15 protein-coding genes are annotated in these 14,994 nt (G+C 72.6%); 10 read left to right on the top strand and 5 right to left on the bottom strand.

Features of this window, described 5'->3' with window-relative positions; all coding sequences use genetic code 11:
• Positions 1–54: 54 nt before the first annotated feature.
• The gene (locus tag ACIQ5Y_RS38660; protein WP_403891840.1) at positions 55–843 is read left to right on the top strand and encodes a potassium channel family protein; all 789 of its coding nucleotides are present in this window, start codon (positions 55–57) and stop codon (positions 841–843) included.
• Here ACIQ5Y_RS38660 and ACIQ5Y_RS38655 read toward each other — a convergent pair.
• Together ACIQ5Y_RS38655 and ACIQ5Y_RS38650 are read right to left on the bottom strand one after the other, a co-directional pair.
• On the bottom strand, positions 824–1,204 hold the full coding sequence (locus ACIQ5Y_RS38655; protein ID WP_403891837.1) for a peptidase inhibitor family I36 protein: 381 nt from the start codon (positions 1,202–1,204) through the stop codon (positions 824–826). The two genes, ACIQ5Y_RS38660 and ACIQ5Y_RS38655, sit on opposite strands and share 20 nt — an antisense overlap.
• A 209-nt stretch (positions 1,205–1,413) precedes the next feature.
• Positions 1,414–3,006, bottom strand: coding sequence for an MFS transporter (locus ACIQ5Y_RS38650; RefSeq protein ID WP_403891834.1), 1,593 nt, complete (start codon positions 3,004–3,006; stop codon positions 1,414–1,416).
• Between the two features lie 118 nt (positions 3,007–3,124).
• On the opposite strand from ACIQ5Y_RS38650, the gene ACIQ5Y_RS38645 reads away from it, so the two are divergent.
• The 3 genes from ACIQ5Y_RS38645 to ACIQ5Y_RS38635 all read left to right on the top strand — a co-directional run bounded on the left by ACIQ5Y_RS38645 (position 3,125) and on the right by ACIQ5Y_RS38635 (position 6,410).
• Positions 3,125–3,775, top strand: coding sequence for a TetR/AcrR family transcriptional regulator (locus ACIQ5Y_RS38645; protein ID WP_403891831.1), 651 nt, complete (start codon positions 3,125–3,127; stop codon positions 3,773–3,775).
• 475 nt (positions 3,776–4,250) lie between these two features.
• Positions 4,251–5,480: an alpha/beta hydrolase gene (locus tag ACIQ5Y_RS38640; protein WP_403891872.1), complete on the top strand. Its 1,230-nt coding sequence runs from the start codon at positions 4,251–4,253 to the stop codon at positions 5,478–5,480.
• 96 nt (positions 5,481–5,576) lie between these two features.
• Positions 5,577–6,410: a DUF4429 domain-containing protein gene (locus ACIQ5Y_RS38635; RefSeq protein ID WP_403891829.1), complete on the top strand. Its 834-nt coding sequence runs from the start codon at positions 5,577–5,579 to the stop codon at positions 6,408–6,410.
• Between the two features lie 533 nt (positions 6,411–6,943).
• Here ACIQ5Y_RS38635 and ACIQ5Y_RS38630 read toward each other — a convergent pair.
• Positions 6,944–7,963 (bottom strand): aldo/keto reductase, encoded by a 1,020-nt coding sequence (locus ACIQ5Y_RS38630; protein ID WP_403891826.1) that lies wholly within the window; start codon positions 7,961–7,963, stop codon positions 6,944–6,946.
• Positions 7,960–8,343: a MerR family transcriptional regulator gene (locus ACIQ5Y_RS38625; RefSeq protein ID WP_403891823.1), complete on the bottom strand. Its 384-nt coding sequence runs from the start codon at positions 8,341–8,343 to the stop codon at positions 7,960–7,962. The genes ACIQ5Y_RS38630 and ACIQ5Y_RS38625 overlap by 4 nt, the downstream gene beginning before the upstream one ends.
• A 79-nt stretch (positions 8,344–8,422) precedes the next feature.
• Between ACIQ5Y_RS38625 and ACIQ5Y_RS38620 the strand changes: the two genes are divergently transcribed.
• Positions 8,423–9,241, top strand: coding sequence for a serine hydrolase domain-containing protein (locus ACIQ5Y_RS38620; protein WP_403891869.1), 819 nt, complete (start codon positions 8,423–8,425; stop codon positions 9,239–9,241).
• Here ACIQ5Y_RS38620 and ACIQ5Y_RS38615 read toward each other — a convergent pair.
• Positions 9,238–9,894, bottom strand: a complete 657-nt coding sequence (locus tag ACIQ5Y_RS38615; RefSeq protein WP_403891820.1) for a pirin family protein — start codon at positions 9,892–9,894, stop codon at positions 9,238–9,240. The genes ACIQ5Y_RS38620 and ACIQ5Y_RS38615 overlap by 4 nt on opposite strands.
• Before the next feature lie 80 nt (positions 9,895–9,974).
• Here ACIQ5Y_RS38615 and ACIQ5Y_RS38610 point away from each other — a divergent pair, with 80 nt between their 5' ends.
• The 5 genes from ACIQ5Y_RS38610 to fabF all read left to right on the top strand — a co-directional run bounded on the left by ACIQ5Y_RS38610 (position 9,975) and on the right by fabF (position 14,876).
• Positions 9,975–11,195, top strand: a complete 1,221-nt coding sequence (locus ACIQ5Y_RS38610; RefSeq protein ID WP_403891817.1) for a PucR family transcriptional regulator — start codon at positions 9,975–9,977, stop codon at positions 11,193–11,195.
• Between the two features lie 89 nt (positions 11,196–11,284).
• The gene (locus tag ACIQ5Y_RS38605) at positions 11,285–12,202 is read left to right on the top strand and encodes an ACP S-malonyltransferase (protein ID WP_403891814.1); all 918 of its coding nucleotides are present in this window, start codon (positions 11,285–11,287) and stop codon (positions 12,200–12,202) included.
• Between the two features lie 19 nt (positions 12,203–12,221).
• A complete protein-coding gene (locus tag ACIQ5Y_RS38600; protein ID WP_403891811.1) occupies positions 12,222–13,226 on the top strand; it encodes a ketoacyl-ACP synthase III in 1,005 nt (334 codons plus the stop codon).
• Between the two features lie 56 nt (positions 13,227–13,282).
• Positions 13,283–13,531, top strand: a complete 249-nt coding sequence (locus ACIQ5Y_RS38595; protein WP_403891808.1) for an acyl carrier protein — start codon at positions 13,283–13,285, stop codon at positions 13,529–13,531.
• Between the two features lie 79 nt (positions 13,532–13,610).
• Positions 13,611–14,876: a beta-ketoacyl-ACP synthase II gene (gene fabF / locus ACIQ5Y_RS38590; protein WP_403891805.1), complete on the top strand. Its 1,266-nt coding sequence runs from the start codon at positions 13,611–13,613 to the stop codon at positions 14,874–14,876.
• The last annotated feature ends 118 nt before the right edge of the window (positions 14,877–14,994 follow it).

Genomic DNA, 14,994 nt, shown 5'->3' with positions numbered 1-14,994 from the left:
GGTGCCGGGACACTTGTCCCAGCACCCCTTACGCGTTTCCCTACGATGCTGGGCATGAAGGAACCCTCACGTCAGGCGCGCTGGGAGCGGTGGACGCAGACCCCGCTGCTGGTCCTCGCCCTGGCCTTCGCCGTCGCCTACGCCGTGCCCATCGTGGCGCCGGACGCGGATCCGGCGGTGCACCGGGCCTGCACCCACGCGGAGTGGGTGGTGTGGGGGGCCTTCGCCCTCGACTACCTGGTACGCCTCACCCTCGCCCCGGCCCGGAAGCGGTTCATCCGGACCCACTGGCTGGACCTGGCGGCCGTGGTGCTGCCGCTGGTCCAGCCGCTGCGGCTGCTCCGGCTGGTCGCCACCCTGATGCTGGTGGGGCGGCGGGCCCGGATGGCCCCGCAGATCCGGCTGACGACGTACGTGGCCGGGGCCGTCGTGGGGCTGCTGATGTTCGGCTCGCTCGCGGTGCTGAGCGTGGAGCGGGACGCGCCCGACGGGAACATCAAGAACCTGGGCGACGCGGTGTGGTGGTCCTTCACCACCATGACGACCGTCGGGTACGGGGACCACTCCCCCACCACCGGCATGGGCCGGGTGCTGGCCGTCGGGCTGATGCTGTCGGGAATCGCCCTGCTCGGTGTGGTCACCGCGAACATCGCGGCCTGGTTCATCGCACGCTTCGAGCGGGACGACCAGGTGGAGCGGCTCCAGCTGGTCGCCCTCCGGGAACTCCAGGAGGAGGTACGGGCGCTGCGCGCCGAGGTCGGCCGGCTGGGCGGCGGGGAGGCCGACCAGCCGGGGGCCCCGGCGCCGCGCGAGGGCGCGCCCTCTAGTGCTCCCACACCTTGAACGCCCGTACCTGGTAGGGCGACTGGGGCAGCCAGACCCCGTCGCCGGAGTAGGTCTGGAACTCGCCGGTCTCCCCGCACTCGGCCGACTGGTAGGTGGTGACGGGGCGGCCGGTCCGGTTGGCGAGGGACTGCGCGCTGGTCCCGGCGGGCAGCGCGGTGCAGCTCTCGATGTCGAGGCCGCTCAGCTCGTAGGTCTGCCGCTTGCCCTTGAAGTCGGCCTTGCCCCACAGGCACAGCTGGCCGGTGGCGCAGCCGCCGAGCGTCGGCGGGCCGGCCGCGTGTGCGGGGCCGGCTGTGCTCGGGATGAGGGCGGTCAGGGTGAGGGCGAGGACGGCGAAAGCGGTGTTCCACGTACGCATGACGGGTCAACTCCTTGCTGACGGGCGGCACCCGGACCGTTTCCGGGGCTTCGCTGACACCACGCTGACCTGCGAGGACGGCCGGGCGGAAGGGGCCATCGGCAGTTCCACCCTGATAGGCGACAGCCCCGCCGGAACCGTCCGGCGGGGCTGTCGTGCGTACGGAGTTGACGCTTCCGGAGTAGGGGGGACGCCCGGGGGACGGTGGCTCAGATGTGGGCCGCGCCCGCGCCCTGGGCGGCGTTCTCGCCGCGCTTGGTGAAGCAGGCGACGACGGCGGCGAGGACCGCGACGACGCCGGCGACGGTGAAGGCGGTGCCCATGCCGTCCACGAACGTCTCGTGGGCGACATCCGTGATCTTCTGCGCGATCTCGGCGGGGATCCCCTGGGGCACCGGGGCGATGCCGACCTGGACCCCCTTCTCCGCGAGCTCGCTCTGCTCCGGGGTGAGCGGGGGCAGCTGCGCGGCCCGCCAGTTGTCCCCGAACGAGTTGCCGACCGTGCCGGCCATGACCGCTCCGAGGACTGCGGTGCCGAGGCTTCCGCCGACCTGCATGGCGGCCTGCTGGAGCCCGCCGGCCACACCGGACAGCTCCAGCGGGGCGTTGCCGACGATGACCTCGGTGGCGCCGACCATGACGGGCGCGAGGCCGAGGCCGAGCAGGGCGAACCAGAGCGACATGGTGAGGGTGCCGGTGTCCGGGGTGAGGCGCGCCATCCCGAAGCAGGCGGCGGCGGTGGCGACCATGCCGGCGACGAGCGGGACGCGCGGGCCGATCTTGGTGATGGCGGCACCCGCCAACGGAGATCCGATGATCATCATGCCGGTCAGCGGGAGCAGGTGCAGGCCGCTGTCGACGGGGCTCATCCCGTGGACGTTCTGCAGGTAGAAGGTGACGAAGAACAGGCCGCCCATGAAGGCGAAGGCCATCAGCACCATCAGCACGGTGCCCGCGGACAGCGGGAGCGAGCGGAACATGCCCAGCGGGATGAGGGGCTCGGAGACCTTGGTCTCCCAGAGCGCGAAGAGGAAGAAGCCGAGCACGGAGCCGGCGAGGAAGAGCAGCGTCCGGGAGTCGCTCCAGCCCCATTCCGCGGCCTTGATCAGGGCCCAGACGAGGGAGAACATCGACGCCGACAGCAGCAGGATGCCGAGGAGGTCGAAGGAGCGCGGGGCGTTCGCCGCCCGGTGGTCGACCAGGATGAACAGGCCGAAGAGCAGCGCGACGATCCCGACGGGCACGTTGATGAAGAACACGGACTGCCAGCTGACGTGTTCGACGAGCAGTCCCCCGACGATGGGTCCGGCCGCCGTGGAGGCGCCGATGACCATGCCCCAGATGCCGATGGCCATGTTGAGCTTCTCGGCGGGGAAGGTGGCGCGCAGCAGGCCGAGCGCGGCGGGCATCAGCAGCGCGCCGAACAGGCCCTGGGCGACGCGGAAGCCGATGACGAGCTCGACGCCGGTGGACAGGCCGATCGCGGCGGAGGAGAGCGCGAAGCCCGCGATGCCGATGAGGAAGGTCTGACGGTGGCCGAAGCGGTCGCCGAGCTTGCCCGCGGTGATCAGGGAGACCGCGAGGGCCAGCAGGTAGCCGTTGGTGATCCACTGGACCTCGGCGAGCGTGGCGCCGAGGTCCTGCTGGATCGCGGGGTTGGCGACGGCGACGATCGTGCCGTCGAGGGTGACCATCATGACGCCGATCGCCACGGCGAAGAGGGTCAGCCAGGGGTGACCGCGCAGCCCCGGGCGGGTCGCGGCGGGCTCTGATTCCTTGGCCAGGGTGATCTGACTAGTCATGCGAACAGGCTAGTGACAGCGACTGACACTTCACAGACGGGTTAACGAGACAGTCACTGTCAGGTCTGTCACAGATACCCTGACCCCTCACTCAGCGTCAGAGAGGACCCTTGCGGTGATGACCGACGCCGACGCCGGAGCCGCCGGCGGACTGCGCGAGCGCAAGAAGCGGCGCACCAGGGACGCCCTGCTGCGCGCCTCCCTGCTGCTCTTCCTCGCCCAGGGGTACGAGCGGACGACCGTCGACGAGATCACCGACGCCGTGGACGTGTCCCAGCGCACCTTCTTCCGCTACTTCGCGAACAAGGAGGAGGTGGCCTTCGCCGTCCAGGACCTCGTCGAGTCGCACTTCGTCGCGGCGCTGCGGTCCCGGCCGGCCGGGGAGGGCCCCTTCGAGGCGATGCGCGCGGCGGTGCTCGACGCGTGGGACACCCTTGACGAGGCCATCTCGGACGTGGTCCCGGTCGACCTCTACATGCGCACGTACCGGATGATCGAGTCGACCCCGGCGCTGCTCGCGGTGCACCTGCGGCGCTCGGCGGAACTGGAGGAGCGGGTCGCGCAGCTGATCGCGGAGCGCGAGGGGCTGGACGTGGACGCCGACCCGCGGCCGCGGGTGGCCGTCGCCGCGTTCACCGGCGTGATGCGCGTCACGGGGCGGCTCTGGGGCCAGGGCGAGGACACCAGCGTGGCCGCGATCCGCCGGATGACCGAGAGCTACCTCGACCAGATCGGCCCGGCCCTGTCCACTGCGTGGCGCCCGGTCTGATCTCACGCCCCGCATGCGGGACACGGCGCGGGCCCGGGCCTCCCGGCAGCCGCCGGTTCCGACGGGGCCGGGTGTGCGCCGGGGCGCCCCCGCAGGGCGTCGAACGCAACCACGATCACCCTCTTCACCTCCTGGAAACGTTCGACGCCCGAGGAGGTGCCCCGGCGCGCGCCCGGCACCGGCGGAACCACCCCGACCCGGCCCGACCCCGTCGGAACCACCCCGACCGGCCCCGTCGGAACCACCCCGACCCGGCCCGACCCCGTCGGAACCACCCCGGCCCGGCCGACCCCGCACGCCCGCCCGGCCACAGGGCCCGGCACGCCGGGAGCGCCGCGTGAAGTGCGCCACGCCGAAGCCGGGAATCCCCAACGGGCCGCAGCCGGGCGGGCGTACGGGTACCACCGTCGGCCGTGAGGCACGTCACCCGGAGCGTCCTGGCGGGAAGACGTCTCATACGCTGGTCGTAGTGAACGTGCCCGGCCTCGCCCACCCCACCGCCCCCGGCGCCGACCCGCGCCCTGCCGCCCTGCGTGCCCTGCTCGCGCTCGCGGTGGTCTTCGTCCTGCTCGCGACCACCGGCTGGACCGCCGTGCACCGCCCCGAGGGCGGAACCCCGCTGCGGGCCGCCTCGCTGGCCGCCTGGGCGAACGCACGGATCGACGGCCGCCCGGTGCCGCCCGCGGACGCGGACGCCTCCACCGTGGCCCACTTCTTCGCCGGCCTCGACGGCGCCCAGCGCGCCGACCTCGCCGAGAGCTACCCCCTCGTCGTCGGCAACCTCGACGGCGCCCCGACCGCGACGCGCTACCAGGCCAACCTCCTCGGCCTGCTGCAGGCCGTCCAGGTCGAGGAGGCGCGCGGCCGCGACGTCTCCCTCACCCCCGCCGACCGCGCCACCGCGGTCCGCCGCTCCCACCGCTTCGCCTCGCTCGCCGAGCCGGGCCGGCAGATCCTCGCCTTCGACCCGACCGGCAACGGCCTGGTCGCCGAGGTCTTCGGCGACCTCGACCGGGCCCACCGGGTCTCGGTGATCGTCCCCGGCGTCGACACCGACGCGCTCACCTTCGAGCGCACCCAACGCCACTTCACCGCGCCCGTCGGCATGGCCGAATCCCTGTACGAGGCCGAGCGCGCGGCCACGCCCGGCAGCCGGACCGCGGTCATCGCCTGGGCCGGCTACACCGCCCCCACCGGGGTCGGCATGGACGCCGCCACCGGCCACATGGCCTTCGACGGCGCCGTCCGCCTGAAGGCGCTGACCGGGGCCCTGCCCGGGGATTCGAGCGTGGCCCTGTTCTGCCACAGCTACGGATCGGTGGTGTGCGGGGTGGCCGCGCGTGAACTCCCCGCCCGGGTCACGGACATCGTGGTGGCGGGCAGCCCCGGCATGCGCACCCAGAACGTCGCCGGACTGCACACCTCGGCCCGGGTCTGGGCCACCCGTGACCAGGGCGACTGGATCGCCGACGTACCGCACCTGGAGGTCGGCGGGCTGGGCCACGGCGCCGACCCGGTCTCCCCCGACTTCGGCGCACGGCTGCTGTCCTCGGCCGGGGCCAAGAGCCACACCGGCTATTTCACGCCAGGTACGGACTCGCTGCGCAACTTCGCCGAGGTCGGAACCGGTGCGTTCGGTTCCATCATCTGCGCGGCCGGGGCGGACGCATGCGGACGCGGAGTCTCCGGGGCGGAGCGGGGCTGACGCACGTGGGGGCGTGCGGGGGCGTGCCCGAGGGCATGAAAACGGGGCGCGCAGCGAGGGGGACGCACGGGGGCGCCTCCCTTTACGATGTGCCGCATGGGTGACGTACTGGCCGGAAACCATGCCGTCTGGGAGTTCGACTCGGACTCGGTGCTCATCCGCTTCGCACGGGGGATGCGAACGCCAAGGCTCTTTCACGCCCTCGGCCCGCGCCGGATCCCTCTGGAAGCGGTGTCCGGGGTGACCTTGACCCCCGGGAAGCGGGACACGGTGGTGCTGCGCGCCGTCCCGCGCCCCGGCGCGGATCCACTGGTGGAGGCCGCCGCGGGGCAGTTGCGGGAGGTCTGCGACCCGTACCGGCTGGTCCTGCCGGGCGAACGGGCCCCGCACGCCGCCGCCTTCGCCGACGCCCTGCTGGCCCGGCTGGGTCCGGACGCGGCCGAGCCGGCCGAGCGCTTCCTGGTCGGCGTACCGCGGCCGGCGCTGCTGAAGGCGTACGACGCGCGGGTGGGCTTCGACGGGTCCGCGATCACCTTCCACTGGTCCCGTACGGGCGCCACGAGCACCAAGTGGAAGGCCTGCGACCAGCGTTACCCGCTGTCGGCGCTCACGGGGGTGGAGTGGCGCTCCCCCGAAGGGCCCGGCGGGCACCTGCGGCTGCTGCTGCGGGACGCCGCCGGGGATCCGCGGCCGGACCACGACCTGGCGGCGGCCGTGTTCGGCATGGGGTACGGGGCGGTGCACGAGTCACTGCCGTTCGCGGCGGGGGTGCTGGCCGCGGTGCGGGGGCGGGCCGCGGTGTCGTCGGTACCGCGTGCCCGGGACTCCGGCGAACGGCTGCACCACCTGCGCGAGCTGCACAGCGCGGGGCTGCTGACGGACGCGGAGTACGCGGCGCTGCGGGATCGTTTCACCACGGAGCCTCTGTAGCCCGGTCCGCGCGGGCGGGGGCGGCGGTGCGGGTCCGGCTCCGCCGCGGGTCCGGCTCCGCCGCGGGCCGGGCGGAGCCGCTGCGCGGGGCTGTCCCCTACCCGCCCTTCCACCGTTCCCCGGGCTCTGCCCGGACCCGGTCCTCAAACGCCGGACGGGCTGAAGGACCCGGGGCTCCGCCCGGACCCCGGTCCTCAACGCCGGACGGGCTGGAGGACCCGGGGCTCCGCCCGGACCCCGGTCCTCAGCGCCGGACGGGCTGAAGGGCCCCGGGCTCCGCCCCGGACCCCGGTCCTCAAACGCCGGACGGGCTGGAATCGCCCTGCGGGCAATCCGGTCGCGCTCGGCGGAGGGCAGGGGCAAATCCAGCCCCGCCGGCGTTTGAGGCGCGGGGTCCGGGGCGGAGCCCCGGCGGCGGCGCCGCACCCGACCGGGACCGGGACCGGACCGCGCCCCGGCGGGGACCAGGCGCCGCACCCGACCGGGATCAAGCGGAGCACCCGGCAGGGGTCAGGCGGAGCACCCGGCAAGGGTCAGGCCTCCCGGACCACCGACGTGAACGTCATGTCCGGGTAGCGGTCGCCCGCGACGCCGGCGGCGATCGGCTCCAGCAGGGCCAGCTCGGTCGCCGTCAGGGTGATCCCGGCCGCGGCGGTGTTCTCCGCGAGGCGACCGGGCCGGCGGGTGCCCGGGATCGGGACCACCGTCAGGCCGTGCACCTGCGCCCGCTGCTGCACCCACGCCAGGGCGATCTGCGCCGGGGTGGCGCCACGCCCGGCCGCCACCTCCCGGATCGGGGCCAGCAGCGCGGCGTTGGCCTTCGCGTTGTCCCCGCTGAACCTCGGCTGGCGGAGCCGGAAGTCGCCCTCCGACAGCTCGGCGGCGGCGTCCGCGAACGCCCCCGCCAGGAAGCCCCGCCCGAGCGGCGAGTACGGCACGAAGGCCACGCCCAGCTCCGCCGCCGCGCCGACCGCGCTGCGCTCCACGTCCCGGCTGAAGAGCGACCACTCCGACTGGACGGCCGCGATCGGGTGGACGGCGTGCGCTTCGCGCAGCTCCGCGCCGGTGACCTCGCTCAGCCCGAGCCGGCGGACCTTGCCCTCGGCCACCAGCTCCGCCATCTCCCCCACCGACTCGGACAGCGGGACGGCCGGGTCGCGCCGGTGCATGTAGTAGAGGTCGATGACGTCCACGCCGAGCCGGCGCAGGCTGCCCTCGACGGCCCGGCGGATGTAGGCGCGCTCGTTGCGGATGCCCCGGTACGTCGGGTCCTCGTTCCGCTCGATGCCGAACTTCGTGGCGAGGGTGATCTCCTCTCGGTGCGCGGCCACGAAGGGGGCGAGGAACTCCTCGTTCTTCCCCTGCCCGTAGACGTCCGCCGTGTCGAAGAGGGTCACCCCGGCGGCCAGCGCCGCGTCCAGCGTCTCGCGGGCCGCGGCCTCGTCGGTGGCCCCGTAGTGCTCGCTCATGCCCATGCAGCCCAGGCCCTGGACGCCGACCAGCGGTCCGCCCTTGCCGAGCTCGACCTGATCGATCTTCTTCTGCTCCGTCATGATCGTGCCTTCCCCGAGTAAATGCCGATCTTGTAGTCCAGTACGGCGAGCGCGTCGGTCAGCTCCGTGAGCCGCGCCCGCACCTCGCTCCGCGTCCGTTCCAGCAGCGCGCGGCGCTCGTCGAACGTGTGCTCGCCCTCCCGCACCAGCTCCGCGTAGCGGACCATGTCCGCCACCGACATCCCGGTGGCGCGCAGCTTGCCCACGAAGGCCAGCCAGTGGAGGTCCTGGTCGCTGAAGCGGCGCTGCCCCGAGTGGGAGCGGTCCACGTGCGGCATGAGTCCGATCCGCTCGTACCAGCGCAGGGTGTGCTGGGTCAGACCGGTGCGGGCCTCGACCTCGCTGATCGTGTACCGCGTCTGCGTCAGGCTCTGGCTCATGGCCCCCACGCTAAAACCCTTGAGTGCACTCCAAGCAAGTAGGCTCGGCGGCATGGAGAGCGTGGAGGGCGTCAACAGCATGGAAAGCCTGCGGATCATCGAGACCTGGCCGGTGGAGACCGCCGCGGCGGCCGTCGTGCGCGCCGACGGGAGCCTGGCCGGTTCCCACGGGCCCGTGGACCACCGTTTCGCGCTGGCCTCGGTGACCAAGCCGCTCGCCGCTTACGCCGCCCTCGTCGCGTACGAGGAGGGGGCCGTCGAGCTGGACGAGCCGGCCGGGCCCGAGGGGTCGACGGTCCGTCACCTCCTCGCGCACACCAGCGGTCTGGCCTTCGACGAGCACCGGGTGACGGCCCCTCCCGGGGACCGCCGGCTGTACTCGAACGCCGGTTTCGAGGTGCTCGGCGACCACATCGCCAAGGCCACCGGGATCCCCTTCGCCGAGTACCTCCACCAGGCCGTGTTCGAGCCGCTCGGCATGACGTCCAGCAGCCTGGAGGGCTCCCCCGCCAAGGACGGCGTCTCCACCGTCGCCGACCTCCTGCGGTTCGCCGCCGAGCTGCAGGCGCCCCGGCTGCTCGACGTCCGCACGGTCGCCGAGGCCACCTCCGTGGTCCACCCCGGCCTCAAGGGCGTCCTGCCGGGTTACGGGCACCAGTCCCCCAACGACTGGGGGCTCGGCGTGGAGATCCGCGACGGCAAGTCCCCGCACTGGACGGGCGCTTCCTCCTCACCGCGTACTTTCGGCCACTTCGGGCAGTCGGGCACCTTCCTGTGGGTGGACCCGGACGCCCGCGCCGCGTGCGTGGCGCTGACGGACCGCGCCTTCGGCCCGTGGGCCGTCGCGGCCTGGACCCCGTTCACCGACGCGGTCCTGGCCGAGCTCAGGTCCCGTTAGGCGGGAAGTTCCAGGATCAGCAGTTCCCCCGGGGAGCCCGCGGTGACCTCCAGGCCCTTCTCGCCGGTGATCCGCACCGAGTCCCCGGGGCCGAGTTCGGCCCCGTCCAGCCGCAGGTCCCCGCGCACCACGTGCAGGTAGACCCGCTCGGCCGCCGGTACGGGGATCCGCTCGCCCGCGCCGGGCCGCCGGACGCGCAGTACGGCGCCGGCCGCGGGGATCTCGTACGGCGTGGCGTCGTCGAGCCCGCCGACCACCTCGTACGAGGGCTCCCCTCCGGCGGTGAGGGGTGCGAGCCACATCTGTACGAAGCGCAGCCGCTGCGCGCCGTCGTTGCGCTCGACGTGCCGGGCCCCGGATCCGGCGCTGAGCCGCTGGACGTCCCCGGGGCGGACCACGCCCTGCTCGCCGGTGCTGTCCTGGTGGGTGAGCTCGCCCTCGACCACCCAGGTCACGATCTCGGTGTGGCTGTGCGGGTGCTCGTCGAATCCGGCGCCCGGCGCGAGGGTCTCCTCGTTGCAGGCCAGGACGGCTCCGAAGCGCAGGTTGTCCGGGTCGTAGAAGGACCCGAAGGAGAAGGCGTGGCGGCTGGTGATCCCGGCGGCCGGGTCCCCGCCCTCGTACCGGTCCGTACCGCGGCGCACATCAATCATGGGGGCCACCGTAGCGCCGGGGCGGCGCCCGGCACGGGACCGGACTCCGAGCAGCCCCGTCGATAAGGCAGTCTTGTCACGTGCCCCAACCCGAACGTGAGCATTCCCCCGCGACACAAGCCGCGCACCCCGCGGCTCCCGCCCATCCGCACGCCGCGACGCTGCGCCGACTGGAGAAGTCCTCCGGCCGGCTCGCCGCTAACGCGATCGCGCGCATGGACGAGACCCTGCCGTGGTACCGGGCGATGCCCCCGGAGAACCGGTCCTGGATCGGCCTGGTCGCGCAGGCCGGCATCGCCGCGTTCACCGAGTGGTTCCGGCACCCCGAGACCCCGCAGGCGATCTCGACCGACGTCTTCGGGACGGCTCCCCGCGAGCTGACCCGGGCGATCACGCTGCGCCAGACGGTGGAGATGGTCCGCACCACGATCGAGGTCATGGAGACCGCGATCGAGGAGGTGGCGGCCCCGGGCGACGAGTCGATCCTGCGCGAGGCGCTGCTGGTGTACGCCCGGGAGATCGCCTTCGCGACGGCCCAGGTGTACGCGCAGGCCGCCGAGGCGCGCGGCGCCTGGGACGCCCGGCTGGAGTCCCTCGTCGTCAACGCGGTGCTGTCCGGCGAGGCCGACGAGGGTGCCCTGTCGCGTGCGGCGGCGCTCGGCTGGAACTCCCCGGAGCACGTGTGCGTGGTGCTCGGCACCGCCCCGGAAGGGGACAGCGAGCTGACGGTCGAGGCGATCCGGCGCGCGGCCCGCCACCACAAGCTCCAGGTCCTGACGGGCGTGCTGGGCGACCGCCTGGTCGTCATCGCGGGCGGCAGCGACAACCCCCTGCAGGTCGCGAAGTCCCTGATCGGGCCGTTCGCGGCCGGTCCGGTCGTGGCCGGTCCGGTGGTGCCGGACCTGCTGAACGCGACGAAGTCGGCGCAGGCCGCGGCGGCCGGGCTGAAGGCCTGCACGGCCTGGCAGGACGCCCCACGACCGGTGCTGGCGGACGATCTCCTGCCGGAGCGCGCCATCGCCTCGGATCCCGCTGCCCGCGAGCAGTTGGTGGAGGAGATCTACAGACCGCTGGAGGAGGCGGGGTCGGCGCTGCTGGAGACGCTGAGCGTCTACCTGGAGCAGGCGAGCAGCCTCGAAGGCGCCGCCCGCATGCTGTTCGTGCACCCCAACACGGTGCGCTACCGGCTCCGACGAGTGACCGACGTCACCGGCTGGTCGCCCTCGGATGTCCGCTCGGCGTTCACGCTGCGGATCGCCCTGATTCTGGGGCGCCTGGCCGACGGGGATCCCCAGTCCTAGACTTTTGTCGGACATCAACAATTACCCCGACCGTTCTTGGTCCCTGTCCCCACGGGCGGCAGGGACCATCCACAAGAGAGAGTGTGAGGGTGCTCGTACTCGTCGCTCCCGGCCAAGGCGCTCAGACGCCCGGCTTCCTGACTCCCTGGCTGGACCTTCCCGGTGCCGCCGACCGCGTTGCCGCGTGGTCGGATGCCATCGGGCTGGACCTCGCCCACTACGGCACGAAGGCTGACGCCGACGAAATCCGCGACACGGCGGTGGCCCAGCCGCTGCTGGTCGCCGCGGGTCTGCTGTCCGCGTCCGCCCTGGGTTCCACCACTGCCTTCGGTGCCGTCTCGGGCCACAGCGTCGGTGAGATCACCGCCGCCGCGGTCGCGGGCGTGCTGTCCGAGTCCGACGCGCTGTCCTTCGTACGGACGCGTGGTCTGGGCATGGCGGAGGCCGCCGCGGTCACCGAGACCGGCATGGCCGCCGTCCTCGGTGGTGACCCCGACGTGGTCGTCGCACACCTGGAGAAGCTGGGCCTGACCCCGGCCAACATCAACGGAGCGGGCCAGATCGTGGCCGCCGGCACCATGGAGCAGATCGCTGCCCTGGAGGCCGACAAGCCCGAAGGCTCCATGAAGGTCGTCGCCCTCAAGGTCGCGGGCGCCTTCCACACGCACCACATGGCCCCGGCGGTCGCCACGCTGGAGGAGGCCGCCAAGGCCCTCTCCCCGGCGGACCCGGCGCTGAAGTACGTCTCCAACAAGGACGGCGCCGTCGTCGCCTCGGGTGCCGACGTCGTCGCCCGCCTGGTCGGCCAGGTCGCGAACCCGGTCCGCTGGGACCTGTGCATGGAGACGTTCGGCGAGCTGGGCGTCACAGGAATCATCGAGCTCTGCCCCGGCGGCACCCTGACGGGCCTGGCCAAGCGCGCGCTGAAGGGCGTTCCGAGCGTGGCCCTGAAGACGCCGGACGATCTCGACAAGGCCGCGGCGCTCGTCGCCGAGCAGTCGGCCTGAGCGAAGGAGCCCACACAGCATGTCCAAGATCAAGCCAGGCAAGGGCTCCCCGTACGCCCGCATCCTCGGCGTCGGCGGTTACCGCCCGGCCCGTGTGGTGCCCAATGAGGTCATCCTGGAGACGATCGACTCGTCCGACGAGTGGATCCGTTCCCGTTCCGGCATCGCGACGCGCCACTGGGCCTCGCCCGAGGAGACCGTCGCCGCGATGTCGGTGGAGGCCTCCGGCAAGGCGCTGGCCGACGCCGGTGTCTCGCCCGAGCAGATCGGTGCGGTGATCGTCTCGACGGTCTCGCACTTCAAGCAGACCCCGGCCGTCGCGACCGAGATCGCGCACCTGGTCGGCGCCGTCAAGCCGGCCGCCTTCGACATCTCCGCCGGCTGCGCCGGGTTCGGCTACGGCCTGACCCTGGCCAAGGGCATGGTCGTCGAGGGCTCGGCGGAGTACGTACTCGTCATCGGCGTGGAGCGGCTCTCGGACCTGACCGACCTGGAGGACCGCGCGACGGCCTTCCTGTTCGGCGACGGCGCCGGCGCCGTGGTCGTCGGCCCCTCGGACGAGCCGGCCATCGGCCCCACGGTGTGGGGTTCGGAGGGCGACAAGTCCGAGACCATCAAGCAGACCGTGCCGTGGGACCAGTACCTCGGCAAGGACGGCGGCGAGAAGTTCCCGGCCATCACGCAGGAGGGTCAGGCGGTCTTCCGCTGGGCCGTCTTCGAGATGGCCAAGGTGGCCCAGCAGGCGCTCGACGCCGCCGGGATCACCGCGGACGACCTGGACGTCTTCATTCCGCACCAGGCAAACATGCGGATCATCGACTCGATGGTGAAGACTCTGAAGCTGCCGGAGCACGTGACGGTCGCCCGTGACGTGGAGACCACCGGCAACACCTCGGCCGCCTCGATCCCGCTCGCAATGGAGCGGCTCCTGGCGACCGGAGCGGCGAAGAGCGGCGACACCGCGCTCGTCATCGGCTTCGGGGCGGGACTCGTCTACGCCGCGACGGTCGTTACCCTCCCCTAGGGCCGGGATCCGTTTCCAGCCCTGTTCCACCTCAGTAGCTATAGAAGGAGCGCCACATGGCCGCCACGCAGGAAGAGATCGTCGCCGGTCTCGCCGACATCGTCAACGAGATCGCGGGCATCCCGGTCGAGGACGTCGAGATCGACAAGTCCTTCACCGACGACCTGGACGTCGACTCGCTGTCCATGGTCGAGGTCGTCGTCGCCGCCGAAGAGCGCTTCGACGTCAAGATCCCGGACGAGGACGTCAAGAACCTCAAGACGGTCGGCGACGCCGCTGACTACATCCTGAAGCACCAGGCCTGAGCCTGACGAGCGTTTGTCGCCACCCGGCGGTGGCGCCGTGACAATTCAGCACCCCCTGAGACGTGGAGAAAGAATTCCTGTGAGCCCGACCAATCGCACCGTGGTCGTCACCGGTATCGGCGCAACCACTCCGCTGGGTGGCGACAGCGCTTCGACCTGGGAAGGTCTGCTTGCCGGCCGTTCCGGCGTGAAGCCCCTGGAGGGCGAGCGCTTCGCCGAACTCCCGGTCCGCATCGCCGCCCCGGTCGCCGTGGACCCGAGCGAGGTCCTGCCCCGCCCCCTGGCCCGCAAGCTGGACCGCTCGGCGCAGTTCGCCGTCATCGCGGCCCGTGAGGCCTGGGCCGACGCGGGTTACACCGCCCCGGCCGGCGAGGACGAGTCGATCGTCCCCGAGCGCCTGGGCACCGTCATCGCCTCCGGTATCGGCGGCGTGACGACCCTGCTCGACCAGTACGACGTACTGAAGGAAAAGGGTGTGCGCCGGGTCTCCCCGCACACCGTCCCGATGCTCATGCCGAACGGCCCCTCGGCCAACGTCGGCCTCGAGGTCAACGCCCGTGCGGGCGTGCACACTCCGGTGAGCGCCTGCGCCTCCGGCGCCGAGGCCATCGGCTACGCCGTGGAGATGATCCGTACCGGCCGCGCCGACGTGGTCGTCGCGGGCGGCACCGAGGCGGCGATCCACCCGCTGCCGATCGCCGCGTTCGCCAACATGATGGCGATGTCCAAGAACAACGAGAGCCCGACCACGGCTTCCCGCCCGTACGACAAGGCCCGTGACGGCTTCGTGCTGGGCGAGGGCGCCGGCGTGGTGATCCTGGAGTCCGCCGAGCACGCCGCCGCGCGTGGCGCCCGGGTCTACTGCGAGGTGCTGGGCCAGGGCCTGTCCGCGGACAGCCACCACATCGCGCAGCCGGAGCCCACGGGCCGCGGTGTCGCGGCCGCCGTGCAGAACCTGCTCGACAACACGGGCCTCGACCCGGCCGAGCTGGTCCACCTGAACGCGCACGCCACGTCCACCCCGCAGGGTGACACGGCCGAGCTGAAGGCCCTGCGCAAGGTGCTGGGCGACGACCTCGACCACATCGCGATCTCCGCGACCAAGTCGATGACCGGTCACCTGCTCGGTGGCGCCGGCGGTATCGAGACCGTCGCGACCGTGCTGGCGCTGTACCACCGGATCGCCCCGCCGACGATCAACTGCGACGACCTGGACGACGAGATCGACGCGGACATCGTGCGCGGCGAGCCGCGCAAGCTGCCGACCGACGGTCCGATCTCCGCGATCAACAACTCCTTCGGCTTCGGCGGCCACAACGTGACGCTCGCCTTCCGAAGCGTGTGATCTTGTAGGGCATGAAAAAGGGGCCCCGCCCCCCGGGGGCCCGGGGGGGGCCCCTTTGAGTGCCCCACACAAAAGACCACCCGGGGGGGGCCCCCGGCCCGGGGGGCCCCCCCCCCCG

The sequence above is a fragment of the Streptomyces sp. NPDC096339 genome (assembly GCF_044762985.1).
Taxonomy (GTDB): domain Bacteria; phylum Actinomycetota; class Actinomycetes; order Streptomycetales; family Streptomycetaceae; genus Streptomyces.
Note: the sequence above shows the minus strand (reverse complement) of the source record. Positions and strands in the feature narration are given on the sequence as shown.

What these genes read in the sequence shown, in the direction of transcription:
- ACIQ5Y_RS38620 (WP_403891869.1), top strand. Translation starts at nt 8,423, where the DNA reads ATGGAAAGCCTGCGGATCATCGAGACCTGGCCGGTGGAGACCGCCGCG.
- ACIQ5Y_RS38655 (WP_403891837.1), bottom strand. Translation starts at nt 1,204, where the DNA reads ATGCGTACGTGGAACACCGCTTTCGCCGTCCTCGCCCTCACCCTGACC.
- ACIQ5Y_RS38650 (WP_403891834.1), bottom strand. Translation starts at nt 3,006, where the DNA reads ATGACTAGTCAGATCACCCTGGCCAAGGAATCAGAGCCCGCCGCGACC.
- ACIQ5Y_RS38600 (WP_403891811.1), top strand. Translation starts at nt 12,222, where the DNA reads ATGTCCAAGATCAAGCCAGGCAAGGGCTCCCCGTACGCCCGCATCCTC.
- ACIQ5Y_RS38630 (WP_403891826.1), bottom strand. Translation starts at nt 7,963, where the DNA reads ATGACGGAGCAGAAGAAGATCGATCAGGTCGAGCTCGGCAAGGGCGGA.
- ACIQ5Y_RS38595 (WP_403891808.1), top strand. Translation starts at nt 13,283, where the DNA reads ATGGCCGCCACGCAGGAAGAGATCGTCGCCGGTCTCGCCGACATCGTC.
- ACIQ5Y_RS38635 (WP_403891829.1), top strand. Translation starts at nt 5,577, where the DNA reads ATGGGTGACGTACTGGCCGGAAACCATGCCGTCTGGGAGTTCGACTCG.
- ACIQ5Y_RS38645 (WP_403891831.1), top strand. Translation starts at nt 3,125, where the DNA reads ATGACCGACGCCGACGCCGGAGCCGCCGGCGGACTGCGCGAGCGCAAG.
- ACIQ5Y_RS38615 (WP_403891820.1), bottom strand. Translation starts at nt 9,894, where the DNA reads ATGATTGATGTGCGCCGCGGTACGGACCGGTACGAGGGCGGGGACCCG.
- ACIQ5Y_RS38660 (WP_403891840.1), top strand. Translation starts at nt 55, where the DNA reads ATGAAGGAACCCTCACGTCAGGCGCGCTGGGAGCGGTGGACGCAGACC.
- ACIQ5Y_RS38625 (WP_403891823.1), bottom strand. Translation starts at nt 8,343, where the DNA reads ATGAGCCAGAGCCTGACGCAGACGCGGTACACGATCAGCGAGGTCGAG.